The organism is Pseudomonas fontis (assembly GCF_028656955.1).
GTDB classification, from domain to species: domain Bacteria; phylum Pseudomonadota; class Gammaproteobacteria; order Pseudomonadales; family Pseudomonadaceae; genus Aquipseudomonas; species Aquipseudomonas fontis.
The window spans coordinates 46,573-70,527 of sequence record NZ_JAMDGY010000052.1; the positions used below are offsets into that span (position 1 = coordinate 46,573).

Annotated in this window: 23 protein-coding genes and 1 pseudogene; 13 read left to right on the forward strand and 11 right to left on the reverse strand. The window is 58.4% G+C overall.

Annotated elements, in window-relative coordinates:
• Positions 1-5: 5 nt before the first annotated feature.
• Genes M5G11_RS16675 through M5G11_RS16685 form a run of 3 tightly spaced genes read left to right on the forward strand, consistent with a single transcriptional unit; the run spans position 6 to position 3,693 of the window.
• Positions 6-1,238: a hypothetical protein gene (locus M5G11_RS16675; protein ID WP_273911990.1), complete on the forward strand. Its 1,233-nt coding sequence runs from the start codon at positions 6-8 to the stop codon at positions 1,236-1,238.
• Positions 1,235-2,425: a glycosyltransferase family protein gene (locus M5G11_RS16680; protein WP_273911989.1), complete on the forward strand. Its 1,191-nt coding sequence runs from the start codon at positions 1,235-1,237 to the stop codon at positions 2,423-2,425. The genes M5G11_RS16675 and M5G11_RS16680 overlap by 4 nt, the downstream gene beginning before the upstream one ends.
• Positions 2,426-2,433: 8 nt before the next feature.
• Positions 2,434-3,693, forward strand: coding sequence for a glycosyltransferase family protein (locus tag M5G11_RS16685; RefSeq protein ID WP_273911988.1), 1,260 nt, complete (start codon positions 2,434-2,436; stop codon positions 3,691-3,693).
• 131 nt (positions 3,694-3,824) lie between these two features.
• Here the strand turns inward: M5G11_RS16685 and M5G11_RS16690 are convergent, their stop codons facing one another.
• The gene (locus M5G11_RS16690) at positions 3,825-4,928 is read right to left on the reverse strand and encodes an acyltransferase family protein (protein ID WP_273911987.1); all 1,104 of its coding nucleotides are present in this window, start codon (positions 4,926-4,928) and stop codon (positions 3,825-3,827) included.
• Between the two features lie 390 nt (positions 4,929-5,318).
• On the opposite strand from M5G11_RS16690, the gene M5G11_RS16695 reads away from it, so the two are divergent.
• From M5G11_RS16695 to M5G11_RS16705, 3 genes are all read left to right on the forward strand, one after another.
• Positions 5,319-6,284, forward strand: coding sequence for a UDP-glucose 4-epimerase family protein (locus M5G11_RS16695; RefSeq protein WP_273911986.1), 966 nt, complete (start codon positions 5,319-5,321; stop codon positions 6,282-6,284).
• 289 nt (positions 6,285-6,573) lie between these two features.
• A complete protein-coding gene (locus M5G11_RS16700) occupies positions 6,574-8,568 on the forward strand; it encodes a polysaccharide biosynthesis protein (RefSeq protein ID WP_273912069.1) in 1,995 nt (664 codons plus the stop codon).
• 169 nt (positions 8,569-8,737) lie between these two features.
• A complete protein-coding gene (locus tag M5G11_RS16705; protein ID WP_273911985.1) occupies positions 8,738-9,070 on the forward strand; it encodes a ComEA family DNA-binding protein in 333 nt (110 codons plus the stop codon).
• A gap of 66 nt (positions 9,071-9,136) precedes the next feature.
• On the opposite strand, the gene M5G11_RS16710 is transcribed toward M5G11_RS16705, so the two are convergent.
• Positions 9,137-9,304 carry a DUF2897 family protein gene (locus tag M5G11_RS16710; RefSeq protein ID WP_273911984.1) on the reverse strand — a complete coding sequence of 56 codons (168 nt, stop codon included), beginning with the start codon at positions 9,302-9,304 and terminating at the stop codon, positions 9,137-9,139.
• Between the two features lie 179 nt (positions 9,305-9,483).
• Between M5G11_RS16710 and pyrF the strand changes: the two genes are divergently transcribed.
• Complete coding sequence (gene pyrF, locus M5G11_RS16715; protein WP_273911983.1) at positions 9,484-10,185, forward strand: orotidine-5'-phosphate decarboxylase; 702 nt, start codon at positions 9,484-9,486, stop codon at positions 10,183-10,185.
• 126 nt (positions 10,186-10,311) lie between these two features.
• Here the strand turns inward: pyrF and M5G11_RS16720 are convergent, their stop codons facing one another.
• Complete coding sequence (locus M5G11_RS16720) at positions 10,312-11,316, reverse strand: NADP-dependent oxidoreductase (protein WP_273911982.1); 1,005 nt, start codon at positions 11,314-11,316, stop codon at positions 10,312-10,314.
• A gap of 235 nt (positions 11,317-11,551) precedes the next feature.
• Here M5G11_RS16720 and M5G11_RS16725 point away from each other — a divergent pair, with 235 nt between their 5' ends.
• Complete coding sequence (locus M5G11_RS16725; RefSeq protein WP_273911981.1) at positions 11,552-12,313, forward strand: SDR family oxidoreductase; 762 nt, start codon at positions 11,552-11,554, stop codon at positions 12,311-12,313.
• Here the strand turns inward: M5G11_RS16725 and M5G11_RS16730 are convergent.
• The gene (locus M5G11_RS16730) at positions 12,306-13,475 is read right to left on the reverse strand and encodes an MFS transporter (protein ID WP_273911980.1); all 1,170 of its coding nucleotides are present in this window, start codon (positions 13,473-13,475) and stop codon (positions 12,306-12,308) included. The two genes, M5G11_RS16725 and M5G11_RS16730, sit on opposite strands and share 8 nt — an antisense overlap.
• A 115-nt stretch (positions 13,476-13,590) precedes the next feature.
• On the opposite strand from M5G11_RS16730, the gene M5G11_RS16735 reads away from it, so the two are divergent.
• The 3 genes and pseudogenes from M5G11_RS16735 (at position 13,591) to M5G11_RS27625 (ending at position 17,079) form a co-directional block, all read left to right on the forward strand.
• The gene (locus M5G11_RS16735) at positions 13,591-14,985 is read left to right on the forward strand and encodes an aminotransferase-like domain-containing protein (protein WP_273911979.1); all 1,395 of its coding nucleotides are present in this window, start codon (positions 13,591-13,593) and stop codon (positions 14,983-14,985) included.
• Positions 14,986-15,993: 1,008 nt separating this feature from the next.
• Positions 15,994-16,218: pseudogene (locus tag M5G11_RS27620) on the forward strand (HAMP domain-containing protein); the annotation flags it as partial.
• Positions 16,216-17,079, forward strand: coding sequence for a methyl-accepting chemotaxis protein (locus tag M5G11_RS27625; protein ID WP_420793892.1), 864 nt, complete (start codon positions 16,216-16,218; stop codon positions 17,077-17,079). The pseudogene M5G11_RS27620 and the gene M5G11_RS27625, both read left to right, overlap by 3 nt.
• 131 nt (positions 17,080-17,210) lie before the next feature.
• Here the strand turns inward: M5G11_RS27625 and M5G11_RS16745 are convergent, their stop codons facing one another.
• The gene (locus M5G11_RS16745; protein ID WP_273911977.1) at positions 17,211-18,404 is read right to left on the reverse strand and encodes a benzoate/H(+) symporter BenE family transporter; all 1,194 of its coding nucleotides are present in this window, start codon (positions 18,402-18,404) and stop codon (positions 17,211-17,213) included.
• Positions 18,405-18,549: 145 nt separating this feature from the next.
• On the opposite strand from M5G11_RS16745, the gene M5G11_RS16750 reads away from it, so the two are divergent.
• The gene (locus M5G11_RS16750) at positions 18,550-19,152 is read left to right on the forward strand and encodes a glutathione S-transferase family protein (protein ID WP_273911976.1); all 603 of its coding nucleotides are present in this window, start codon (positions 18,550-18,552) and stop codon (positions 19,150-19,152) included.
• 106 nt (positions 19,153-19,258) lie between these two features.
• Here the strand turns inward: M5G11_RS16750 and M5G11_RS16755 are convergent, their stop codons facing one another.
• From M5G11_RS16755 to M5G11_RS16775, 5 genes are all read right to left on the reverse strand, one after another.
• The gene (locus M5G11_RS16755; protein WP_273911975.1) at positions 19,259-19,630 is read right to left on the reverse strand and encodes a glutathione S-transferase N-terminal domain-containing protein; all 372 of its coding nucleotides are present in this window, start codon (positions 19,628-19,630) and stop codon (positions 19,259-19,261) included.
• Between the two features lie 92 nt (positions 19,631-19,722).
• On the reverse strand, positions 19,723-20,268 hold the full coding sequence (folE, locus tag M5G11_RS16760) for a GTP cyclohydrolase I FolE (protein WP_273911974.1): 546 nt from the start codon (positions 20,266-20,268) through the stop codon (positions 19,723-19,725).
• Between the two features lie 69 nt (positions 20,269-20,337).
• Complete coding sequence (locus M5G11_RS16765; protein WP_273911973.1) at positions 20,338-20,895, reverse strand: Smr/MutS family protein; 558 nt, start codon at positions 20,893-20,895, stop codon at positions 20,338-20,340.
• Positions 20,896-20,947: 52 nt separating this feature from the next.
• Positions 20,948-21,268 carry a hypothetical protein gene (locus M5G11_RS16770; RefSeq protein ID WP_273911972.1) on the reverse strand — a complete coding sequence of 107 codons (321 nt, stop codon included), beginning with the start codon at positions 21,266-21,268 and terminating at the stop codon, positions 20,948-20,950.
• Positions 21,269-21,344: 76 nt separating this feature from the next.
• Positions 21,345-21,935, reverse strand: a complete 591-nt coding sequence (locus M5G11_RS16775; protein ID WP_273911971.1) for a cysteine hydrolase family protein — start codon at positions 21,933-21,935, stop codon at positions 21,345-21,347.
• A 188-nt stretch (positions 21,936-22,123) separates the two neighbouring features.
• Here M5G11_RS16775 and prmB point away from each other — a divergent pair, with 188 nt between their 5' ends.
• Positions 22,124-23,032, forward strand: coding sequence for a 50S ribosomal protein L3 N(5)-glutamine methyltransferase (gene prmB / locus M5G11_RS16780; protein WP_273911970.1), 909 nt, complete (start codon positions 22,124-22,126; stop codon positions 23,030-23,032).
• 115 nt (positions 23,033-23,147) lie between these two features.
• Here the strand turns inward: prmB and M5G11_RS16785 are convergent, their stop codons facing one another.
• Positions 23,148-23,945, reverse strand: a complete 798-nt coding sequence (locus tag M5G11_RS16785; protein WP_273911969.1) for a hypothetical protein — start codon at positions 23,943-23,945, stop codon at positions 23,148-23,150.
• Between the last annotated feature and the right edge of the window lie 10 nt (positions 23,946-23,955).

Here is a 23,955-nt window from a genome sequence, read left to right on the forward strand (position 1 = left end):
GCGCAGTGGATCACAATCATGTAAAGAAGCTTGACAGGGGAGTTGTGCTGCAAAACTTGTTTTTGTTATCTATTTCGCTGATTTTTTTTCCTATCTTGCCCGGTGTTTCAGAGACGCAGCCTATTTTGTTGTTGCTATTGGGTGGCCTGTGTCTGCTCACTGGGCGTATGAGTGTTAATATTTATGCTGCACTCTTGTATTATTTTTTTATACTATTTTTGATGGTTTTGTTTTTATCGGATTTTAACAGCGAGTATTTAGCTGAGGTGTCCAAGCTGCTGCTCGTATTGCTGTTGGTGGTATTGGCTTACCCGTGGATAGGGTTCGGTAGCAAGGGGTTCTATAAGCTATTCATTGCGGCGCATTTATTGATTGCAGTGCTTGCTATGCTGGGGCTCACGGCATGGATGGAAAGTTATTTCGGTCGTTACACGACACTTGAGGGGGGCAGGGGAATATCCTACCTCGCCAGTGAGCCCTCCTATGCGGCAACTTATATATTTTACGTGGCCTTGGTGTACACCTTGGGGTTGAATAAAGGGATTTTCAACTCGCGCGTGATGCAGGTCATGTTGTTGTTGATATTGCTCAGTACCTACTCACTGATGGGTTTTTTGTTTTTTGTGCTGATTTTGGCGGTGGATATATCACTTGGAAGGATGTATAAAAAAATCATTATGGGTGTGCTGGCTGTCTTGGGCGGCGCGCTGTTTTTCGTTACGGTGGACCGGGTGTCAACCGAGTTGATTCCCCTGGCGACGTCAGTGTTCTCGAGTGACGAAGGTGTATTGCAATTGGCGCTGGGCTTTCCCAGTGCGAGCACTCGATTCATCCTGAATGGCGTGGCTATTCTTGATGGTCTTCAGCGGGTATTTTATTTCCCAACAATCTCTTTTAATGGTGCACTGCCGACCATACTGAGCGATTACGGACTGGGCCCTGTTCTCTATCAGCATGAGGTGATTGGCGCTTTGTATAAGGCGGGTGTCGAGTTGAAGCCGCAGGCGCTATTCCCCTATGTTGTTTACATGTTTGGGGTGCTGGCAATCCCGCTGCTGTTGAACCCGCTATCTGTGGCATTTAAAGTGCTGGGGCAAAGGAAGTATCTTTTCTTCATGGTGTGCCTGGCATTGATATTTATCTTTTTTTTCTACCAGTCTCAGTACGTAAACCCCATACAGTTTTTTGTATTCATCATAATTCATAAGTTTCTAAAAAAGACGGAGGGGGTCGTATGAGTTTCGTTTTTTATAGCCCAAGCCGAGTGGTTGGCGGCGCGGAGCATCTGTTTTTCAGGTTGTACACGCTTTACAAGCATCAAGGCTACGAGTGCAAAGTGGTGGATTACGCCGATGGGGCATTTTCCAAGCTGGGTGTGCCTGATGAAGACATCGTTGTTATTAGCTCTATTCGGCAGGCTTTTCAGGTTGACTGCGATTATTTTGTATTGCCACCGAATATGGCTTATGAGGCGTTGTGCAATGCAGTGATGCAGGACCGTACCAAGATTATTTTTTGGTCACTCCATCCCTATAACTGCATCCCTATTCTGCCGCTTGCGTTCTATAAAAAACTTGATGCGTCGAGCTTTTTGAAGCGAATGATCGATCTGTTCGTACTGCGTAAACAGATAAATTACGCTCGTGCCTTGTTTACCGACGCGTCGAAAAAAAGCGCACTGATTTTCATGGACGGAGAAAACTACAGCTCTGGCCAGCGCTTCCTTCAGTCCCCCGTCGACCGAAAATTCTTACCCCTCCCGTCCCCGGTGATATTTGAGACTCGCGCGCAGCGTCATACTCGACCAACCGTGCTGAATTTTTTCTGGGTGGGTAGGCTGGTTGACTTCAAAATTGGCTCACTGAACAGGTTGATTCAGGATCTAGATACGTGGAGTCAGGGGCAGCAGTTGCCAATCACTTTGCACGTAGTGGGCAGCGGGGACGCAGAAGGGCAAATGCTCTCTGCAGCCCATTTCAAAATTGAAAAGCACGGCTACCTGGATAACCAGGCTCTACATAAGGTACTCGCCACGACAGCGGATGCAGTGTTCAGTCAAGGCACCTCTGTATTGGAGAGTGCAGCGATCGGGCTGCCATCTTTTATCGTCATGCCGACATACGAACCGGTGGGGAACGAATGTTCTTATATGCCGTTGTCTGAGACTAGAAATTTCGATCTCGGCAGTTTTTCAGCCACTGAAGGTTTGCGCACATTCGCCGAGTTGAGCGAAGGCAGGTACTTTGACGGCACCTATGGTGCCGCGTGTCGGGCATATGTACTTGAGCACCATGATCTATTGCAGGTTGCTGCCCAATTGTTGTTGATGGCACAACATTCCAATTTCTTGTTTAGCGATGTTCGCTCCGCTTACAGGCAGCGTTTTCTTTCCAGGTATGTATTCTCAGCGTTAAAAGGGAAGTGAGATCGGTTATGCGTATTCTATTTGTGGGAACTGAGGTTTCCTTGAAAAATAGTCCTGAAGGGATCGTATCTCGGGCCCTGGTAGAAGGCTTCATTAAAAATGGCTGCTCGGTTGATCTGATATCGCCGCGCTTGCCAGAGGTTATCGACGGGCTTGCTCAGCATTTCTCTTACGACGCCAAAGAAAATTTTGTTATTAACAAGCTGCACAAAAAAATCACTGGCCTGGAAGGCGGCGGTTTTTATGACTATTGCTGCACACTGATCAGCGAAATTTCTGTAGCGACCTATGACCTGATCTTCATTAGAAGTGACCCGGTCTCACTGCATAAGATCGCGCTTTTCATTAATCAGACGTTCGGCATCAGCTGTGTATGTTCCTTCGGCGATGTCGGATCGGTTAACCCCTACTATTCAGGTGGCTTGTTGACGCGTCTGCGCAAGAAGAATCTGGTTGCGCTGGAGCGACAACTGATTTCGGCAGGCAATATCGTCACGCAGACGAACCAGCGGAGTATTGACCTTTACCGTGATGCGGGCTTTGATGTCTCACGCTTCTGTGTATTGCCAAACCCTATCGTGAGTACCGTTGACAGGAACCAGGCGCTGTTGAGCGCTGAAGAGCTGGCGGTTTTTCCCGAGACGGTGGCGGCGTGTTACCGTGACGTGGTCGCCACGTCGTCTCAGCATGCGCACAATGTTGCGTTTATCGGGTCTTTCTACGGGGAGCGTAAACCCGATGCAATGCTGGATTTCTTTGCGGGTCGCGAAGATGTCGCGTTGCATGTGTTTGGTGGTGTGCGGAATATTCTATTTGAGAAAAATGGTATTGCCTATCGATGGATGCGTGAGAAGGGCCTCAAGGCGTTGATGGACAGCGCCAAGGAAAAAGGGGTTAAAAACTTTTACATTTGGCCGTTTATGCCAATAAAGTTGATTAACAGTCTGGTGGTTAATCGCTTTGATGGATTAATTAATGTCGATGCAGACTTCAAGCCCAACCCTTTCCTGTCGTCCAAGGTTGTGCAATACCTGAGCTACAATAAATCCGTGTTTAACTTCAGCAATGAGGGGGCGACTGTCGACTTGCTGAAAGAGGCGGGCATTGAGTATTTTATCGACTATTCGAACCCGCTGCCTGAGCGCTGCGCGTTCGAGGTGCTTTCCGAGCGGACTCGTCCGACCGTCGACTTGGCTGATCACTACTCTCGGGAAGCTGTTATTCGGCGCTTTCTGGATGAGCGGGTGATTGCTGAACGTTGCGCATGAGCGGACGTTGAGAGCCCCCTAGGAGGGGCTTTCGTAAAGCGTTTGCCTGGCAATATGGGTTCATTGACTCTCTTGCTGTGCAGCATGAGAGTCAATGAACAGGCCGGCTGCATCGGCTGGAGGATGCCGGGTCAGGCGGCAGTGGCGACACCGTCTTGTGCGTTGTTGGGTTGCTTACGAGTAATGCGCGCGGTTATAAACTGACTCAGGGCCGTGCTCAGGCGTTGTTCGATTAGAGCATGGGGCAGGGTCGACAGTAGCAGAACCACCACGATCAAAAAGACAACGTAGCCAATGCCAAGGTGGTCGGCAAGCGGGGTGTTTTTTAATACCCGGGTGAGGGCTAAGCCTACCGTGGTATGCAGTATGTAAATCGAAAAAGAAATATTACCCAGCCACATCAACACCGCTCCAGGCTTCCAGCCGGCGCCAGACTTCTCAGCGATGGCAAAACCCAGCACCAGCGCGATAGCACCTGCGCCCATTCCGTAGATCCCAGGTTTATTGTAGAAGCCGTCCAGATACTGCCAGACAGCAAACGAAACAAGCAGCCCCGCGATTGGCAGGCCCATGCGTTTGCTGACGGTAATGTTGGACATGAAGAACGCGGCAATGACCATCCCGGCGAAAAACTCTGGGATACAAGGGTGTATGGCTTGGCCGAGTAACGGCGTCAGGAAACTAAGGCTGGGTGGGACAAAGGAAAAGTCCGTTACCATGGATTGTACGGCAACAGTTAGTGTTATCCAGGTTCCGGCCACAAGCCAGCGCAGTCGATTAAATAACAAGCAAAAAGAAAAAACGAGGTAGAAATATATCTCAATATTCAAGGTCCATCCGACATCAAGTGTCGGTGCGGGAGCGACCGGGTAAAATACTAGGCTAAGTGCGGTTTTTATATATTCTTCCGTTGTCATCCAGCCAAGGCTGATGAGGAACAAGACATACAGTATCGTACCGAATGCGTAAAGTGGCCAAATCCTTGCGAAGCGTTTTGCCAGGAAGACCAGGGCATTTTTAGCGCCCCCAGATCGGCCGCCAGTGGAATAGACCATGATGAATCCGCTGATGACAAAAAACACATCAACGCCAGAAAAGCCGTTGGCAAAAAATAGTGTCAGCACGGAAGACTCGATATCTCCCTTCACGGCAGGCCGAAAATGCCAAATCAACACCATCATTGCCGCAAGGGCTCTCAGTGCTTGAATAAAATGGATCTGGGGTTTATCTGTCATTGCGGGTCTGACGGTTGAATAATGGAGCCGCATCTAAGCATTTCTCCGACTGTTTTTCCATCGGCGGACCTTAAAAAGGCCTGTTGCATACTTCAGGTATCAACCCACGGATCAGCCCGATCTCAGGTGTATTGAATCAGCTCCTGGCATTACTGGCGATCTCGTTGCAGCATGGGCGAAGGGTAACGAAACCCAGTAGGCTGCAAGCCGCTCGGGCATGTCAATGATTCAGGGGCGACTGCTGGCAGCGCGTTTTATTCGGCAAGAATAGAGGTTGCTGTCATCCTTTGAATTTATCGATAATCAGAGGCAGCGCATCCGCACGCCAAGCAATGATGTGTTGCACAGCAAAAATTTTTGCGATGCCATCAGGTACAAGGTCAGCATTTAATGAATTCTTCAGTTCTATTGACTGGTGCAACCGGCTTTGTCGGCAAGGCGACCCTTGACAGTCTTATCGCTAGCGGACACCCCGTCGTTGCCGCGTTGCGTGGAAACGCCAGCTTGGATTGCCCAAGTGCCACAATCATGCGTATTGACTCGTTGGACGAGCAAACGCAATGGCAGGACGGCCTCTCCGGTATCGATATTGTTATCCATTCAGCCGCTCGGGTTCATGTGATGGACGACACCGATACGGACCCGTTGGCGGCCTACCGCAAAGTGAACGTTGAGGGGACGTTGAACCTGGCGCGCCAAGCAGTGGCTGCCGGTGTCAAACGTTTCATATTCATCAGTTCGATCAAGGTAAACGGCGAGGGCACGCTTAAAGGGCAACCCTATCGTGCCGACGATACTCCGGCGCCGGTTGGCCCCTATGGTATTTCGAAAATGGAGGCTGAACAGGGCTTGCGTGCGCTGGCAGAGCAATCATCGCTGGAAGTTGTCATTATTCGCCCTGTTCTCGTCTACGGTCCCGGGGTCAGGGCCAACTTTCTCTCTATGATGCGTTGGCTGGATAAAGGTGTGCCTTTACCGTTTGGCGCAATTGACAATCGACGCAGCCTGGTCGCTCTGGACAATCTGGTCGACTTGATTATCACCTGCATCGATCATCCTGCTGCGGCGAACCAGACATTCCTGGTCAGTGATGGCGATGATCTGTCGACCACTGGGCTGCTCAAAAAAATGGCCAGCGCGCTTGGCAAACCGGCACGGTTGCTGCCGGTGCCATCGGTACTGTTGAAGTTTGCCGCCACTGCACTTGGCAAACGCTCGTTGTCTCAGCGCCTGTGCGGATCACTGCAAGTGGATATCGAAAAAACCCGGTCACTGCTTGGCTGGGAACCGCCCATCAGTACGGATGACGCATTAAAGTTGACCGCTCGCAGCTATCAGGGCAGCGACAGAGGTTGATTGCCTCAGGGCAGCCGGCTACCTATGGCGCTCTGGCCCACGAGGGTGGCCTGTGAGTTTTCTGCTAAGTCCCTGGCACTTTTTTTCAGTTGTTACAGTAAACTCTGTGGGTCATGCTGCTGGGGTTGTGGCTTGAGTGTGCAATGAGGTGGAACGTTACTGCGGTTCTTGCCACCGTGGTTATGGTTAAACCGCTTTGGCTCGACGGGATTACCCACGAGCTGAAGTGCCCACCTCAACGAAGAAAGACGGATTCGATACGGGAGCAGTAAAGGTGTTCGAGAGGTTTATGGATAGGATGCGGGCATCATTGCTGGGGCTGCCGCGTGGCAAGAAGCGGCTGGTTCAGGTATTGACCGACGTTGTGCTGGTTTGGGCTGCGTTGTGGCTCGCGTTTGTCGTGCGCCTGGGGATCGACGAAGTAGCCAATCCTATCAAGGACCATTTGTGGCTGTTCCTCAGTGCTCCGGTGATTTGCATACCTCTATTTATTCGGTTCGGCATGTACCGCGCCGTCATGCGGTATTTCGGTAATGACGCCCTGATCGTGATTATCAAGGCAGTCAGCCTGGCCTCACTGATTCTCGGCTTCGTCGTGTATTGGTACAGCGCCCATCAGAATATTGTGCCTCGCTCGATCATCTTCAACTTCTGGTGGTTGAGCCTGATCATGGTGGGCGGGCTTCGCTTGGCAATGCGCCAGTATTTTCTGGGTGATTGGTATGCCGCCTCTCAACATGTACCGTTCACCAGCCGTGATGATGGACTACCGAAAGTAGCCGTTTATGGTGCCGGTGCAGCTGGTAATCAGCTGGTGGCGGCATTGCGACTTGGCAAGGTCATGCGTCCGGTGGCATTTATCGATGACGACAGTAGTATTGCCGACCGGGTGATCTCCGGCCTGCAAGTGTACAAACCTCGCCATATCCAGCGCATTATCGATATGACCGGAGCCCAGGAAGTACTTTTGGCTATTCCTTCAGTCAGTCGAGCGCGGCGGCGCGAGATTCTTGGTTTTCTAGAAGGTTTCCCGCTGCACGTACGAAGCATTCCCGGCTTTATGGATCTGGCCAGTGGACGCGTCAAGGTTGATGATATTCAGGAAGTCGATATCGCAGACTTGTTGGGGCGCGACGCTGTGCCTGCCCAGGATGATTTACTTGAGCGCTGCATTGTTGGCCAGTCGGTAATAGTGACCGGGGCCGGGGGCTCGATAGGGTCAGAGCTGTGCCGGCAGATTCTAGGGCTTGGCCCCAAGACCCTGCTGCTGTTCGAGCACAGCGAGTTCAATCTTTACAGTATTCTCTCGGAGCTTGAGCAGCGCATATCGCGTGAGTCGCTGCCTACCCGTGTGCTGCCGATTCTCGGTTCGGTGCGCAACCAGGGGCAACTGCTCGACATCATGAAAACCTGGAGCGTGGACACGGTGTATCACGCGGCCGCCTACAAGCATGTGCCCATGGTTGAGCACAATATTGCTGAAGGTGTTCTGAACAATGTCATGGGTACCTTGAGTACGGCGCAGGCGGCACTACAGGCTGGCGTCTCCAACTTTGTGTTGATTTCCACAGACAAGGCCGTGCGGCCGACCAATGTCATGGGAAGTACCAAGCGCTTGGCAGAACTGACTCTGCAAGCGTTGAGTCGCGAACTGGCCCCGGTTTTGTTCGCCGATTCAAGCAATGTGTCTCAGGTCAACAATACTCGCTTCACCATGGTTCGATTCGGCAATGTACTGGGCTCATCTGGTTCGGTTATTCCACTGTTTCATAAACAGATTACTTCAGGTGGCCCGTTGACGGTCACGCACCCGAAGATCACTCGCTACTTCATGACCATTCCCGAGGCAGCACAACTGGTCATCCAGGCCGGTTCAATGGGGCAGGGCGGGGACGTATTCGTTCTGGACATGGGCGAGCCAGTGCGGATCGTCGAGCTGGCGGAGAAGATGATCCACTTGTCCGGCATGAGTGTGCGTTCAGAGCGCAATCCGCACGGTGATATCGCCATTGAGTTCACCGGCTTGCGTCCAGGTGAGAAACTCTATGAAGAGCTGTTGATTGGTGACAATGTGGCTGCCACACGTCACCCCAAGATCATGAGTGCCAATGAAGATTATCTTTCATGGGACGCCCTCAAAGATAAACTCACGCAGTTACTGGCTGCTGTCTCCATCGACGATTATGACCGTGTTCGGCAGTTGCTCCGAGAGACCGTGAGTGGCTACGCCCCCGAGGGTGAAATAGTCGACTGGATTTATCTGCAGCGTCGTCTTGACCCTTGAAGATCTATTTTTCAAGTAATTGTTTTTTAATGGTTTTTAGTGTGTTGGTCGCACTTGGTAAAACCTTGATGCCCCCCACCATTTGACGCATGCGCTCCAGCATCTAGGTTTCAAAGGCAGCCAAGGAAAAGCTGCCTTCGAATCTACTAGACACCATGGAGCACACCCTATGCGTCACACCTACCTCGCTTCCCTGCTGATGGCCCTCGTTACCACTTTCTCCCTTTCGGCAGGGGCCGTTCCGGCCTCGCCGCCGGTAACGGTACTGGCGCCTGTCAGCGTGACTGCAGCACAAGCCATTGACAAGCTCGACCTCAACACCGCAGACGCGACGACCTTGCAGCGTGAACTCAATGGCGTCGGAAAATCCAAATCCGAGGCCATCGTTGCCTACCGTGAGGCCAACGGAAACTTTGCAACGGTGGACGAGTTGCTGGAAGTGAAAGGGATCGGCAAGTCGATCCTGGAGCGCAACCGCGACAAGGTGACGGTCAACAACTAAGCAAGACAGGGGCGGGTGTGCAGGCGTTGCGCCCGCCCTCTAAGCGATGTGAAGCAGGGCCCCGGATCAACGGTCCTGCGCATCCTTGGCATCCATTTCTGCATTGCGCTCATGAACCCGTTTGAGCTGCTCCTCGGTCAACGGCAATTTCTTCGCCGTATCGCGCAACATCATCAGGCCACCTACAATCGAGCCGATCGCAACCAGCAATATCAACCAGGCATACCAGGGCATGGAATTCTCCTTTGGACGGCGAATGACGCCGCACCTGAAGTTTCGAGTGATGGCGCCGGGCTTTGGTTCAATTATAGGAGGGCTGGCCCTGATGGCCTAATTAGCGATCATCGGCCCCCCTTGCTACGCTGCATCGGCTACAATGCGCGCCGATTTCGACTTGCCCAGAGAGCCTGCCCATGTCCGTCTGTCAGACGCCCCTCATCGTCGCCCTGGATTTCCCCACCCGTGACGCCGCCCTGAAACTGGCCGATCAGCTGGACCCCAAGCTGTGTCGGGTCAAGGTCGGTAAAGAGCTGTTTACCAGCAGCGCGTCCGGCATCGTCGAAACCCTGTGCGACAAGGGTTTTGAAGTGTTTCTCGATCTGAAATTCCATGACATCCCCAACACCACCGCGATGGCCGTCAAAGCCGCCGCCGAGATGGGGGTGTGGATGGTCAACGTGCATTGCTCCGGTGGCCTGCGCATGATGTCGGCCTGCCGTGAAGTGCTGGCCCAGCGCAGCGGCCCGCAGCCGTTGCTGATCGGTGTGACCGTGCTGACCAGCATGGAGCGCGAAGACCTGGCCGGTATTGGCTTGGACATCGAGCCGCAGGAGCAGGTGTTGCGCCTGGCGGCACTGGCCGAGAAAGCCGGGATGGATGGTTTGGTGTGCTCTGCGCTGGAAGCAACTGCGCTGAAGGCGGCGCACCCATCGCTGCAATTGGTAACGCCGGGTATTCGTCCCGCCGGCAGTGCACAGGATGACCAGCGCCGCATCCTGACCCCGCGTCAGGCACTGGATGCAGGCTCGGATTACCTGGTGATCGGTCGTCCAATCAGCCAGGCGGCTGACCCTGCACAAGCGCTGGCAGCCGTGGTTGCTGAAATCCGCGCGTGATCCGCTTTGCCAGGTCTCTAACGGGAACTGGCTGGCGAGAAAAACTGTGGGAGCTGGCCTTAGCGGGCCCGATCGCCGGCAAGGCTGGCTCCCACAGAGTTGATGTGATGCTGTGAGGGGTGGTGGTCAGACCTTCAGCACCAACTTGCCGAAGTTCTCGCCACTGAACAGCTTGAGCAGGGTTTCGGGGAATGTTTCCAGCCCCTCGACCACATCTTCCTTGCTCTTGAGCTTGCCCGTCGCCAACCAGCCGGCGATTTCCTGGCCCGCTTTACCGTAGTTGGCCGCATGGTCCATGACCACGAAGCCTTCCATCCGCGCACGATTTACCAGTAGCGACAGGTAGTTGGCCGGGCCTTTCACCGCCTGCTTGTTGTTGTACTGGCTGATCGCCCCGCAGATCACCACGCGGGCCTTGAAGTTCAGGCGGCTGAGCACGGCATCAAGAATGTCGCCGCCGACGTTGTCGAAGTACACGTCCACGCCTTTCGGGCACTCACGCTTCAAGCCCTCCAGCACGTCCTCGGCCTTGTAGTCGATCACCCCGTCGAAACCCAGCTCATCCTTCAGGTACTGGCATTTCTGCGCACCCCCGGCGATGCCCACCACGCGGCAGCCCTTGATCTTGGCGATCTGCCCGGCAATGCTACCCACCGCGCCTGCTGCGCCGGAGATAACCACGGTTTCGCCGGCCTTTGGTTGGCCCACATCCAGCAGCGCGAAGTAGGCAGTCATACCCGTCATGCCCAATGCCGAAAGGTAGCGCGGCAGGGGTACCAGTTTCGGGTCGACCTTGTAGAAACCTTGTGGCTCGCCCAGGAAGTAGTCCTGCACCCCCAGCGCACCATTGACGTGATCGCCCACGGCATAGCCGGGATGCTTGGACGCCACTACCTCGCCAACCCCCAGCGCACGCATCACCTGGCCAATGCCTACCGGTGGGATGTAGGACTTGCCTTCATTCATCCAGCCGCGCATCGCTGGGTCCAGTGACAAGTAGAGGTTCTTCACCAGCACTTGCCCGTCGGCGAGTTCGCCAACTGGAATCTGCTCGTAGGTGAAGTCCTCACGACTCACGGCGCCAACAGGGCGTTTGCTGAGCAGGAAGCGGCGATTGGTCTGGGCAGTCATGTGCAGGCCTCGTAAGAGATAGGGCAAAGCTTGTTGATAGACCCTGAACGGCGAACCGGCAAGGTTTACCCGCCGGGCGAATGAAGTGTGATCGATATAGATGATAAAGCCAGTACTAGATAATCACTTGCCCGGATGATGCTTCAACCGGGCGGCTGATGATACTGCTCAAGCACCCCACGGCCTGACTAGACTCCAGCCATTGTCTGTTCTCACCTCGTTGCGGGAGTTATTGATGAGCATGAAGTTTACTGGCCGGGTTGCCCTGGTCACCGGCGCTGCTGCAGGTATTGGCCGGGCCACGGCGCAGGCCTTTGCTGCTGAAGGATTGCAGGTGGTGGTCGCCGACCTTGATGTGGCCGGCGGCAATGCCACTGTTGAGCTGATCCGTGCGGCCGGTGGCGAAGCGATTTTCGTCTCGTGCAACGTGACGCGCGATGCCGACGTGGCGCAGTTGATTGCACGTACCGTTGAGGCCTACGGCCGCCTGGATTACGCCTTCAACAACGCGGGCATCGAGATCGAGCAGGGGCGCCTGGCCGAAGGCAACGAGGATGAGTTCGACGCGATCATGAGCGTCAACGTCAAGGGCGTCTGGCTGTGCATGAAGCATCAATTGCCGGTCATGCTCGCCCAGGGTGGCGGTGCCATCGTCAACACCGCCTCGGTCGCAGGCCTGGGGGCGGCACCGAAGATGAGCATCTACAGCGCGTCCAAGCACGCGGTGATCGGCCTGACCAAGTCAGCAGCCATCGAGTACGCGAAAAAGCAGATCCGTGTGAATGCCGTGTGCCCGGCGGTGATCGATACCGACATGTTCCGCCGCGCCTATGAAGCAGACCCGCGCAAGGCCGAGTTCGCTGCGGCAATGCACCCGGTCGGGCGCATTGGCAAGGTTGAGGAGATCGCCAGTGCGGTGCTGTATCTGTGCAGCGATGGCGCAGCGTTCACCACGGGCCAGGCACTGGCGGTCGACGGTGGTGCTACGGCTATTTGAGGGCGGCGAGTGCAGGTGCCCTCAGCCGCGCATCGCTGCGCAGCAACGCCATCCCGACCACCAGGCAACTGATGGCCAGGGCCACGCCGAACAGCAGCAATGCCATGGCAGCGCCGAGCCTGTCAGCCAGCACGCCGGTGAAGATCACCGGCAGGCTGAACCCCAGGTAGGCCAGCAGGAAGAAGCCCGCGCTTGCGCGGGTTTTTTCATGGCCGGCGAGCTGAGTGACCGCCGACAGGCCGCCCAGGTAAATGAAGCCATAGCAGGCGCTGCTGGCGGCCACGGTGCCGACCAGCATGGCGGTCAACTCGCCATGGTTTGCCCCCCACGCCAGCAGCGCGTAGCTGCAGGGCAGAATCAGCAAACCCAGGCTTGTCGCCCGCACCGGCGTCATGCGCCGTGCCAGTGGTTGGAACAGCAGTCCGCAACTGATCACGCAGAACGTCGAAAACCCTGACCAACTCGCCAGCCCATGCTGCTTGAGGATCGACGGCAGCAAGGCAATCACCAGGCCGACACAGGCCCAGGCAAGCAGGATCGACAGGCCATAGGGCAGGCTGCCGGCAGGGTAAAACGGCAGGCGCAGCAAGGGTGACTTGAGTGCCGGGCGTGGGTCCGGCAGGCGCCAGACGATCACCAGTGCAACCGCCGCCAGCAGCAGGTGCAGGTAGAAGCTGCCCGGTGTCAGGCTTGGCCCGCGCAACAGGAAGGCGCTGGTCAACGCGGCGCCCAAACCGAAACCCAGCGACGTCGAGGCCGTGACCCAGTTGGCGGCGCGGCGATTATCTGCGGCCTGCATCAGCTCGCTCATGTACGCCGTGCCCGTCGCCGACGCCAGCGCGGTGCCGATGCCCATCAGCAACCGGGCAAGGCCGAGGGTTTCCAGGTTTGGCGCGCACAGCATCAGTAGCGTCGCGGCCATCGACAGGCACAGCGCCAGCAGGATAAGCGGCCGCCGACCCACTCGGTCGGCCAGCCCGCCCAGCAACAACAGCACCGGCACCACGCCCAGTACATAACCGGAGAAGGCGATCGCGGTGGCGGTTGCGCCGCGCCCCGAGAGTTCGGCGTAAGCGGTGTACAGCGGTGCCTGCAAGTTGACGGCGAAGGTGATCAGGCACAGGGCCAAGGCCAGGGTATGCGGGGCGCGGGAGGCGGCCATGGGCAAGCTCCAAGGGATGAGCGCCCAACTCTCGGCTACGCGCGCATGACCAACAAGGCACAGCACCGACGCTTTTGTGATTAACTGTTCGGTAAAAATCAGCGAACACTTTGTCATGGACTTGAAGCTTGATCGTGCCGCCGCAGCGCCACTGGTGCAGCAATTGGTAGATAGCCTGCGTAGCTGGATTGAAAGCCAGCGTTTGCGACCAGGCAGCCGCTTGCCGTCGATTCGCCAATTGGCGACGGAGCAGGGGGTGAGCCAGTCGTGCGTGATCGAGGCCTATGATCGGCTGGTCGCCTCGGGCTGGCTGGAGGCGCGTCATGGCGTCGGTTTTTTCGTCGCCGAGCGCAAACACCAGCCGCCGCTCGACGAAGCGTCGCCTTGGGATGATGGTGTCGACAGTCGCTGGCGACAGTTCAGCGATGCGCATTCGGCGTTGCTGAAACTGGGGTGTGGATGGCTGCCCGGTGGTTGGCGACAGCCTGAAGAAATCGCCCAGGCGATTCGTCATGTCAGCCGTGGCGCCGAGCCGGACCTCTTCTGCTATGGCCCACCGTTGGGGCTCGCCAGCCTGCGGCTGCAGATTCGCAAGCGCCTGGCACCGCTGGACATCCACGTGCAGCCTGAGCAGATCCTGACCACCCAGGGCGCCAGCCACGCGCTGGATCTGCTGGTGCGCACGCTGCTCAAGCCAGGCGACAAGGTGCTGGTGGAAAGCCCGGGCTACTACAACCTCTACAACCTGCTGCGGCTGCACGGTATCGAGATGCTGGTGGTGCCGCGCACTGCGCAGGGGCCTGACCTGACGGCTCTCTGTGCATTGCTGGCCGAGCACCAGCCGCGCTACCTTTTCATCAACAGCATGTACCACAACCCGACCGGCACCAGCCTGTCGCCCAAGACTGCGCAGCGTTTGCTGGAGCTGGCGCGCGAGCACGATTTCCGGATTGTCGAAGACGATATCTACGCCGACTTCCAGGCAGGCACGGTGACCCGGCTGGCCACGTTGGATAACCACCAGCGGGTGATCTACCTGGCGAGCTTTTCCAAGACATTGAGCAGTTCGCTGCGGGTCGGCTACCTGGTGGCCGACCCTGCACTGATCGCGCAGTTGGCCGAAGTGAAGATGGTAACGGGGATTGGCGCTTCGCGCTTTGCCGAGCAGGTGGTGGCGCAGTTGCTCGCCAGTGGTGTCTACCGCAAGAGCGTCCAGCGCTTGCGCGTGCGTCTGGCCCAGCACATGGCCAGTGCCTTGCAAATGCTCGAGGCCGCAGGCTGGGAGGTGTTCGCCGAGCCGTATGGCGGGATGTTCGTCTGGGCGCGCTGCCCCAATCGATCATTTGCCGACTTGCATGGCGAAGCCTTGAAGGCCGGCGTGCTGTTGTCGCCCGGTGCTGCGTTCTACCCGGACAATGCTCCCAGCGACTGGCTGCGCATCAACGTCGCCTACGCGCAGGACCCACGCGCCCAGGGGTTTTTCCAGGCTGCTGGGCAACCATCGCGATGACGACCTCCAGTGTCCTGAATACGACGCAGGCGTAGCTTATTGCCATTATTGTGGCGCCAAAGGCTTGTGCTGCCAGCAACGGGATTGCCACTCTGCGAGCCGGGCATCAACCGGTGGCGTCGTGGCGGCGCAAGAGGGTGGCTAGCAATGAATTCAGGCACACGTGGCGGTTTTGCCAACCTGGGCATGGCCCGCAAGCTGGGGCTGGGGTTCACCCTGGTGCTGTTGTTGACGGCGGCGGTGGCTGCCATCGGCATCGCGGCGCTCTACAGCGTGGGCCAGCGTTTCGACGGGCTCAAGCAGATGACCGCCTTCAACGAGGGGCTGCTCAAGGTGCGCTTGCAAGAGCAGGCCTTTGCCCAGCGCTCCGATATCAAGGCGGCCGAGGCGTTGCATCAAGGGGTGGATGCTCTGGCTGAGCAGGTCGTCGCATTGCCGGCGTTGACCAGCAGCGACGTCGGCACGGCACTGGCGGCCTACCGGCAAGCGTTCGACCAGTTTGTCGAGCTGACCCAGGCCAAGGAGCTGGCGCTGGACATGGCCAGTTGGTCGGTCTCCAGTGTCGCCAACAACCTGGATGTATTGCAGGCCGGGCTGGCGGACGACGGCACCTACACCTTGAAGGACTCCCAGGGCCAGCAGGGCGCCGAGTTTGTCGAGCAGGCCGGGCAGGTCGCCCAGGTCGCGCGGCTGATGTTGCAGGCCATGGATGAAGCCCGGGTACGTCTGGAGCAGAACCGCAAGGGCGCTGAAGATGCCCGCCAAGGGCGGATCGAGCAGGTCGAGCAGGCGGCGGCGTTGGTCGAGCAGCTCAAGGGGAGCGTCAAGGACCCCGGCTATCAGACCGTGCTGGGCGAAGTCAGCAGCCATATCAGCAGTTTTGCCGAAAAGCTGGGCGAGTACACCGACCTGCTGGCCCGCGAGCAGCAGTTGCGTCAGCAGCTCAAGGCACGGGCTGACCAGGTGATGGCGCGGGTTGAGCAGGTCAGTGCGGGTATCGATGGGGCAATGCAGGCTGAGCTCAAGCGCAATGCGCTGTTGATTCTGCTGTCGTCGCTGTTGGCGCTGGTGGTGGGAGTGATTGCCGCCTGGCTGATTACCCGCGCGGTGGTCGGGCCCTTGCAGCGGGTGATCGGCCGGGCGCAGCGGATTGCCGCCGGTGACCTGCGAGATGAAATCAGTGTCGATCGGCGCGACGAAATTGGCCAACTGATGCAGGCCATGCAGCAGATGGGCGGTGGCCTGAGCCGCATTGTCAGTGGCCTGCAGGCCGGGATCGAACAACTGGCCAGCAATGCCCAGTCGCTGTCGGCGGTGACGGAGCAGACCAACCGTGAAGTCAGCAGCCAGAAGGAGGAGACCGAGCAGGTGGCCACTGCCATGCAGCAGATGACCGCCACGGTGCACGATGTGGCGCGCAATGCGGAGGAGGCCGCGCAGGCGGCGCAGTCGGCTGACGACAAGGTCGACAGCGGCCAGCAGGTGGTGCGCCAGAGCTTGCAGCGCATCGAGAGCCTGGCCACTGCCGCCGAATCCGCCAGCCACAGCATCGAGAGCTTGAGCGTGCAGATCCAGGGCATCGATACGGTGCTTGAGGTGATCAAGAGCGTGGCCGAGCAGACTAATCTGTTGGCCTTGAATGCCGCCATCGAGGCGGCCCGGGCCGGCGAGCAGGGCAGGGGCTTTGCCGTGGTTGCCGATGAGGTGCGGGCGCTGGCGAGGCGTACCCAGCAGTCCACTGAGGAGATCGAACGGCTGGTGAGCCGTTTGCGCAGCAGTGCACAGTCGTCGGTGGCGACCATTCAGGGCAGTGGTGAGCTGGTGAAGTTGGCGGTGGCCGATGCGCTGCAAACGGAAAGCGCGCTGGGCGGGATTGCGGCGGCGGTGTCGTTGATCCAGCAGATGAACCAGCAGATCGCGGCGGCGGCCGAGCAGCAGAGTTCGGTGGCCGAAGAGATCAGCCGCAGCGTGACGCAGATCCGCAGTAGCGCGGATCAGTCGGCGTTGGCAATGCAGGGCAATGCCAGTTCAAGTGTGGAACTGGCGCAGCTGGGGAGTGAGTTGAAGGGGATGGTCGGGCACTTCCGGCTTTAGAGCCTGTTGCAATGGCTTTTGTGGGAGCCGGCCTTGTCGGCGATGAGGCCGGTGCGGACACCATCGCTGGCAAAGCCAGCTCCCACAGAAGGCCAGCTCCCAAAGATTCCCAGCGCTCTCAGGTGACCGGCTCAGGCAGCCTTGCGCCAGTTGAGGATCAACAGCGTCAGCACCCCGGCAACAATCCCCCAGAACGCCGAACCAATCGAGAACAAGGTAAAGCCCGAAGCCGTGACCATGAAGGTGATCAACGCCGCTTCCCGCTCGCGGGCCTCGTTCATGGCAACCGTCAGCCCGTTCATGATCGAGCCGAACAGCGCCAGGGCGGCAATCGACAGCACCAGCTCCTTGGGCAGCGCGGCGAACAGCGCCGCGAGCGTGGCACCGAATACCCCGGCGATACCGTAGAAAATCCCGCACCAGACCGCGGCGGTGTAGCGTTTGCTCGGGTCTTCATGGGCGTGCGGGCCGGTGCAGATCGCCGCGCTGATGGCCGCCAGGTTGATCCCGTGGGAGCCGAACGGTGCCAGCAGCAACGAGGCAAACCCGGTAACGCTGATCAGTGGCGAGGCCGGAACCTGATACCCGTCAGCACGCAACACCGCAACACCTGGCATATTCTGCGAGGTCATCGCCACCACGAACAGCGGGATGCCGATGCTGATGGTGGCGGCCAGCGAGAAGCTCGGCGTGGTCCAGACAGGCGTGGCGACCTCCAGGTGGAAGCCGCTGAAGTTCAGCAGGCCGAGCATGCCGGACAGCGCAGTGCCTACCAGCAACGCTGCCAGCACCGAATAGCGCGGCGAAATACGCTTGATCAACAAGTACGCGAAGAACATCCCCAGTACCAGCGTGGTACGGTGCTGGGCGGCAACGAAAATCTCGCTGCCGATCTTGAACAGGATGCCGGCCAGCAGGGCCGAAGCAAGCGAGGCGGGGATGCGCTTGACCAGTTTCTCGAAGCTGCCGGTCAGCCCGCAGATCACCACCAGTACGGCGCAGGTGATGTAGGCACCGATGGCTTCGCCATAGCTCACCCCGCCCAGGCTGGTAATCAGCAGGGCGGCGCCGGGGGTCGACCAGGCCACGGTCACCGGAGTGCGGTAGCGCAAGGACAAGCCGATGCTGCACACCGCCATGCCGATCGACAGCGCCCAGATCCACGAGGAGATCTGCGCAGTGGTCAGCCCGGCGGCCTGGCCCGCCTGGAACATCAGCACCAGGGAGCTGGTGTAGCCCGTGAGCATGGCAATGAAGCCGGCAACGATTGCCGAGGGTGAAGTGTCGGCCAGCGGACGCAGTTGGCTGGAGGTGGCGTCGGGCATGGGGAATTCCTTATACAGGTGTAAGCAGATTTTGCAGACTACCCTGCGAATCTAGCCGTTTTGCCATACAGCAACCATTGCAATTAGCCGTACAGTCGCCAACTATGTGCGGCGTGTTCGATTCAGCATTTCGAGAGGGAGAGCGATGTACAAGGTCTACGGGGATTACCAGTCGGGCAACTGCTACAAGGTCAAGTTGATGCTGCACCTGCTCGACAAGCCTTACGAGTGGCACCCGGTAGATATTCTCAAGGGGGAGACGGAAAGCCCCGAGTTCCTCAAGATGAACCCCAATGGCAAGGTGCCGGTGCTCGAACTTGAGGACGGCACGTACCTGTGGGAGTCCAACGCGATCCTCAACTTCCTTGCCGACGGCAGTGAGTTCCTGCCGAGCAATCCGCGTTTGCGCACGCAGGTGTTGCAGTGGCAGTTCTTCGAACAGTACAGCCATGAGCCCTATATCGCCGTGGCCCGGTTCATCAAGCATTACCTCGGCCTGCCGCAGGAGCGCCAGGATGAGTACCGGATGCTGCACAAAGGTGGCTACAAGGCATTGCGGGTGATGGAGAAGCAGCTGCAGATGACGCCATACCTGGTGGGGGATCAGTATTCGATCGCCGATGTGGCGCTGTATGCCTACACCCATGTGGCGCATGAGGGGGAGTTCGACCTGGGCGAATACCCGGCGGTGCAGGAATGGCTCAAGCGCGTGGCGAGCCATCCGCGGCATGTGACCATGATCGGCTGAGGCGCTTTCGTGTACTGGTAGCCGCTGCCGTCAGGCTGCGCTGGAGGCCGCGAGGCCTCCCAATCGGTGGCAGGCGAGCGCAGCCTGCACCAGCGGCTATAAAGCCTCAGACAGCCGAAAAACGCTTGTTCAGGTAGTCGATGATCACCTTGGACTCATACATCCAGGTGGTCTTGCCGTCTTCCTCGATCCGCAGGCAAGGCACCTTGATCTTGCCGCCCTCGGTCAGCAACGCCTGACGATCCTGCTCGTTGTTCTTCGCATCGCGCAACGCTACCGGCACATTCAGCTTGTGCAGGGCACGGCGGGTTTTCACGCAGAACGGGCAGGCGTGGAACTGGTACAGGCTCAGCCCCTTGGCGGCTTGCTCGACCTTGGCTTGGGCCGCGGCATCACGCTTGTGTTTGGCCGGGCGGCTGATCCAGTCGAGAAAGACGATCAACTGACCCAGGCCTACGCGCAGTGCTTTGACGATCATGGCAACTCCTCACAATGAAAAAAGCCGACCAGGGTGACCGGTCGGCTTGATCTGGGCCCGGCGTCGCCGGGCTTCGCCAGCAAGGCCGGCGATTACTTGATCAGGCTGAGAAACTCGCTGCGGGTAGCCGCGTTTTCGCGGAACTCACCCAGCATCACCGAGGTGATCATCGACGAATTCTGCTTCTCCACACCGCGCATCATCATGCACATGTGCTTGGCCTCGATCACCACGGCCACGCCGTTTGCGCCGGTGACCTGCTGGATCGCCTCGGCGATCTGGCGGCTGAGATTTTCCTGGATTTGCAGGCGACGGGCAAACATGTCGACGATCCGTGCCACCTTGGACAGCCCCAGTACCTTGCCATCAGGGATGTAGGCAACGTGGGCCTTGCCGATGAACGGCAGCAGGTGGTGTTCGCACAGCGAGTACAGCTCGATGTCCTTGACCAGGACCATTTCGCTGTTGTCGGAGGTGAACAGTGCGCCGTTGGTCACTTCTTCCAGGGTTTGGGTGTAACCGCGGCAAAGGTACTGCATGGCCTTCGCAGCCCGCTTGGGCGTGTCGAGCAGGCCCTCGCGGGAGACATCCTCGCCGAGCTGGCCGAGGATTGCGGTGTAGTTCTGTTCCAGGGACATGGATCTACCTGTGAGATTTATCGCAAACGCGAAGGGTACGGTGGCAGCGGCGGCGCTGCAAGTATGACGTTACTCGTCGCGGCCTTCGAGCATGGTCCGCTTGAGCATCACATACACCGCGCCGGCGCCGCCGTGGCGGGGCTGGCACGAGGTAAAGCCGAGCACTTGCGAGTGCTGGCGCAGCCAGGTGTTGACGTGACTCTTGATCATCGGCCGCTTGCCGTCCAGGCGTACCGCCTTGCCGTGGGTGACGCGCACGCAACGTACTTCGAAACGGGTGGCTTCCTCGATGAACGCCCAGAGGGTTTCACGGGCTTTCTCCACGCTCATGCCGTGCAGGTCGAGGCTGCCTTCAAAGCCGATCTGGCCAAGCTTGAGCTTGCGCATCTGGCTTTCCTGGACGCCGTCACGGCTCCAGTGCAGGTCGTCTTCAGGGCCGACATCAATCACGAATTGATCGGAGAGGCCATCGACCACGGTCTGGCCGCTGCGTACGGTGGCGTGCTGGCGCAGGTTGGCCAGTTGCTTGCGGTCGGCCTTGGGTTTGCCGGTGTCGGCGCGATCAGTCGTGATCTGCTTGACGCCGCGCATCTCGCTTTTGAACAGGGAAAATTCGTCGTCTTGCATGTAAGCCTCCGCCAAGGCGGCGTAGTTTACGCGACTCTCCCTGAGGTTGCAGTCAATCGTGTTTTTTCATCAGGTGCGGCGAGAGGTTCAGTTCGCGGCTACGGCGCAGGCGCAAGCGGCTGCGGCGCCAGAACCAGATGCCCAGGTACAGCAGCAACAGGCCGCCACCGAGAATCACGGCAGCACCGGCGGGGTTGGCGTTGAGTTCGCCCAGGGCCGCAGGGCGGCCCAGCAGGCTGGCGGCGCCGGCCATGGCCAGCAGCACGCCAAGGGTGGCAAGCAGGGCCGAAAAGCCGGCCGCCAAACGCATGCCCCAGTTGCGTCGTTCACGCGGGCGCAGGCGCTTGGCGTCGAAACCACCGGATAACTTCATTCCGTTTCCCTCAATGGATATTCGGGGTTGGACCGAAAAGCCGCAGGGTGGTTCCAGCTGCCCGCCAGGCGGTCGATCAGATCAGGCTGTTGGCTGGCGCCACGCAGGCGAAGTTGTCGGCCATGATGGCCATTTCGCTTTGTTGAATCTGTGCAGCAGGGATCACGCCGCCTTTGAACGGCAGGTCGCGGGTGGCACAGGCGTCTTCGACCAGGGTGCAGCGGTAGCCGTAGTCCTTGGCCCGGCGCACGGTGGTGCTGACGCTGGAGTGGCTCATGAAGCCGCAGACGATCAGGTCCAGGTGGCCATACTTCTGCAGGGTTTCATGCAGCGTGGTGTTCTTGAAGGCATTGGGCATGCGCTTTTCGATGATGATTTCATCACCTTGGGGCTCCAGCCCCGGGATGAATTCACCCCGTGGACCCTGTGGGTCGAACAGGCCACCGACGGTACCCAGATGGCGCACGTGGACGATCGGGCGACCGGCCTTGCGTGCTGCCTCGAGCAGCTTGCCGATGTTGGCCACCGCCTCGTCCATGCCCGCAAGCGCCAGAGGACCACTCAGGTACTCCTTTTGCGCGTCAATGATTACCAGGCTGGCGTTGTTCAGTTTGGCCGGCGGATAGCCGCGGCCACTGAGGTGGAACATCGTCGTTGGAACAGACATCAGGGGCTCCTTTGGATAGGGCTTTTAACCTATTGTCCCCTGCTTGGGCGCTTATGTGAATCGCTTCGCGTACAAGCAGCGTGGTTAGTGGCTTGCAGCCACCTTGGCGAATCTGCCACAGGGACATTTGCCGGCCACTTCTTTGGCTGGGCTGTTAGAATTGCCGGTCGAATTTCTAGGAGTCTACCGTGATCACTTCTCGCCTGCGCACTCTGCGCGACCATATCCGTTGGGCTGTCAGCCGTTTTCATGAGCAGGGGCTGTTCTTCGGGCATGGCGCCGACAATGCCTGGGACGAAGCACGGCTGCTGGTGCTGGGCGCGGTCCACCTGCCATGGGAAGTGGCGGACAGCTACCTGGACTGCCGCCTGGAAGACGACGAACTGGTGAAGTTGCAACGCTTGCTCAAGCGGCGCATCGACGAACGCGTGCCGACCGCCTACCTGTTGGGTGAGGCGTGGTTCTGTGGCATGGCGTTCATTGTCGACGAGCGTGTGCTGATCCCCCGTTCGCCAATTGGCGAGCTGCTGGAGAAACGTTTCGAACCTTGGCTGGCCAGCGAGCCGACGCGGATTCTCGACCTGTGCACCGGTTCGGGCTGCATCGGTATCGTCAGTGCCGAGGTGTTCCCGGAGGCGGAGGTGGTGTTGGCCGACCTGTCTTTCGAAGCACTGGAAGTGGCCAACCAGAACATCGAGCGTCATGGTCTGGATGAGCGTGTGTTCACCGTGCAGGGCGATGGTTTCGAGGGGCTGCCAGGGCAGCGTTTCGACTTGATCCTGTCCAACCCGCCGTATGTCGATGCTGAAGATTTCGCCGACATGCCGCAGGAATATCAGCATGAGCCTGAGCTGGGCCTGGCCTGTGGCGAAGACGGTCTGGACCTGGTACGACGGATGCTGGCCGAGGCGGCGGACCACCTGACCGAGAAGGGCTTGCTGATCATCGAGGTGGGCAACAGCCAGGTGCATGTCGAGCAGCTGTACCCTGAGGTGGACTTCGCCTGGCTCGAGTTCGAGAATGGCGGCCACGGGGTATTCATGTTGACGGCTGAGCAGTGTCGCCAGCATCAGGGGCTGTTTGCTTCGCGGGTGTAAGGCTTGAAATCACGGTGAATTCATCGCGGGACCAGCCCGCTCCCACAGGGATTCATGTGGGAGCAGCCCATTCCCACAGGACTTCATGTGGGAGCGGGCTGGTCCCGCGATGCTTTTAGCGGTGCGTGGCAATCCAGATCAGCAAGCCCGCCTGGAACACTGCAAAGGCCACCAGGCAAGTAATGGTGAAGCGCAGCCCGTTGTCTTCACGCTTGAACTTGGCCACCCGCTCATCGCGCTCGCGCAGCAGCACTTCCTGCTCCTGCAACTTCTGCTCAGCCTGCTGCAGCATGTTCGCCGCATCGAGGATCTCCATGCGCTGAACCTTGTCGGTGTTCCAGGTCGCTTTGAGCTGGCCCACCGCAATCTCCACGCACCGCCCCTTCATGTGCTGGGCATCGGCATATTCCACTTCCAGGCCATGGGCCCGCAGGAACTGGTCGCGGCGCAAGCGACTGTCTTCGTTCAACGAGTCCTTGCTTTGCAAGGCCATGCCTTCGACCCGGTAGTGCGACCACTTGCGCTGCGCCCACAGCACCGCCTGGGCCAGCATGAAGCGCCCCAGGCCGCGGTTCAGCGGTTCGAGCTGCAAGCCGGTGTCCGGGCTGATTTTCAGCGTTTTCTGCTCGTGGTCCACCCAGATGTCCAGGTGGTTCTGTTCCTTGCGCACTTTTTGCCCGGGCAGGCGAATGTCCATGCGCAGCAGGCTGTGTTCCTTGCTGTGGCGCTCGGCAGAACCGAACTGCACAAAGCGCAACGGCCGTGCACCGCTGTTGCGGTCGGTGGGCAGCGGGGACAGGCGCAGCATCTGGAAATGCTCGGTGGTCACCTCGGCCCAGGGCAGCGGGGCGGCCTCCGGCACTTCGGGTTCGTCAGACGCTTGCGGGGCGTCCTGGGTAGGGGCATCAGTCATCACGGCGGTC

Excerpts from the sequence above, each read along its gene's own strand:
- M5G11_RS16680 (WP_273911989.1), top strand. The coding sequence starts at position 1,235 with ATGAGTTTCGTTTTTTATAGCCCAAGCCGAGTGGTTGGCGGCGCGGAG.
- M5G11_RS16685 (WP_273911988.1), top strand. The coding sequence starts at position 2,434 with ATGCGTATTCTATTTGTGGGAACTGAGGTTTCCTTGAAAAATAGTCCT.
- M5G11_RS16690 (WP_273911987.1), bottom strand. The coding sequence starts at position 4,928 with ATGACAGATAAACCCCAGATCCATTTTATTCAAGCACTGAGAGCCCTT.
- M5G11_RS16695 (WP_273911986.1), top strand. The coding sequence starts at position 5,319 with ATGAATTCTTCAGTTCTATTGACTGGTGCAACCGGCTTTGTCGGCAAG.
- M5G11_RS16700 (WP_273912069.1), top strand. The coding sequence starts at position 6,574 with ATGGATAGGATGCGGGCATCATTGCTGGGGCTGCCGCGTGGCAAGAAG.
- M5G11_RS16705 (WP_273911985.1), top strand. The coding sequence starts at position 8,738 with ATGCGTCACACCTACCTCGCTTCCCTGCTGATGGCCCTCGTTACCACT.
- M5G11_RS16710 (WP_273911984.1), bottom strand. The coding sequence starts at position 9,304 with ATGCCCTGGTATGCCTGGTTGATATTGCTGGTTGCGATCGGCTCGATT.
- pyrF (WP_273911983.1), top strand. The coding sequence starts at position 9,484 with ATGTCCGTCTGTCAGACGCCCCTCATCGTCGCCCTGGATTTCCCCACC.
- M5G11_RS16720 (WP_273911982.1), bottom strand. The coding sequence starts at position 11,316 with ATGACTGCCCAGACCAATCGCCGCTTCCTGCTCAGCAAACGCCCTGTT.
- M5G11_RS16725 (WP_273911981.1), top strand. The coding sequence starts at position 11,552 with ATGAGCATGAAGTTTACTGGCCGGGTTGCCCTGGTCACCGGCGCTGCT.
- M5G11_RS16730 (WP_273911980.1), bottom strand. The coding sequence starts at position 13,475 with ATGGCCGCCTCCCGCGCCCCGCATACCCTGGCCTTGGCCCTGTGCCTG.
- M5G11_RS16735 (WP_273911979.1), top strand. The coding sequence starts at position 13,591 with ATGGACTTGAAGCTTGATCGTGCCGCCGCAGCGCCACTGGTGCAGCAA.
- M5G11_RS27625 (WP_420793892.1), top strand. The coding sequence starts at position 16,216 with ATGGGCGGTGGCCTGAGCCGCATTGTCAGTGGCCTGCAGGCCGGGATC.
- M5G11_RS16745 (WP_273911977.1), bottom strand. The coding sequence starts at position 18,404 with ATGCCCGACGCCACCTCCAGCCAACTGCGTCCGCTGGCCGACACTTCA.
- M5G11_RS16750 (WP_273911976.1), top strand. The coding sequence starts at position 18,550 with ATGTACAAGGTCTACGGGGATTACCAGTCGGGCAACTGCTACAAGGTC.
- M5G11_RS16755 (WP_273911975.1), bottom strand. The coding sequence starts at position 19,630 with ATGATCGTCAAAGCACTGCGCGTAGGCCTGGGTCAGTTGATCGTCTTT.
- folE (WP_273911974.1), bottom strand. The coding sequence starts at position 20,268 with ATGTCCCTGGAACAGAACTACACCGCAATCCTCGGCCAGCTCGGCGAG.
- M5G11_RS16765 (WP_273911973.1), bottom strand. The coding sequence starts at position 20,895 with ATGCAAGACGACGAATTTTCCCTGTTCAAAAGCGAGATGCGCGGCGTC.
- M5G11_RS16770 (WP_273911972.1), bottom strand. The coding sequence starts at position 21,268 with ATGAAGTTATCCGGTGGTTTCGACGCCAAGCGCCTGCGCCCGCGTGAA.
- M5G11_RS16775 (WP_273911971.1), bottom strand. The coding sequence starts at position 21,935 with ATGTCTGTTCCAACGACGATGTTCCACCTCAGTGGCCGCGGCTATCCG.
- M5G11_RS16785 (WP_273911969.1), bottom strand. The coding sequence starts at position 23,945 with ATGACTGATGCCCCTACCCAGGACGCCCCGCAAGCGTCTGACGAACCC.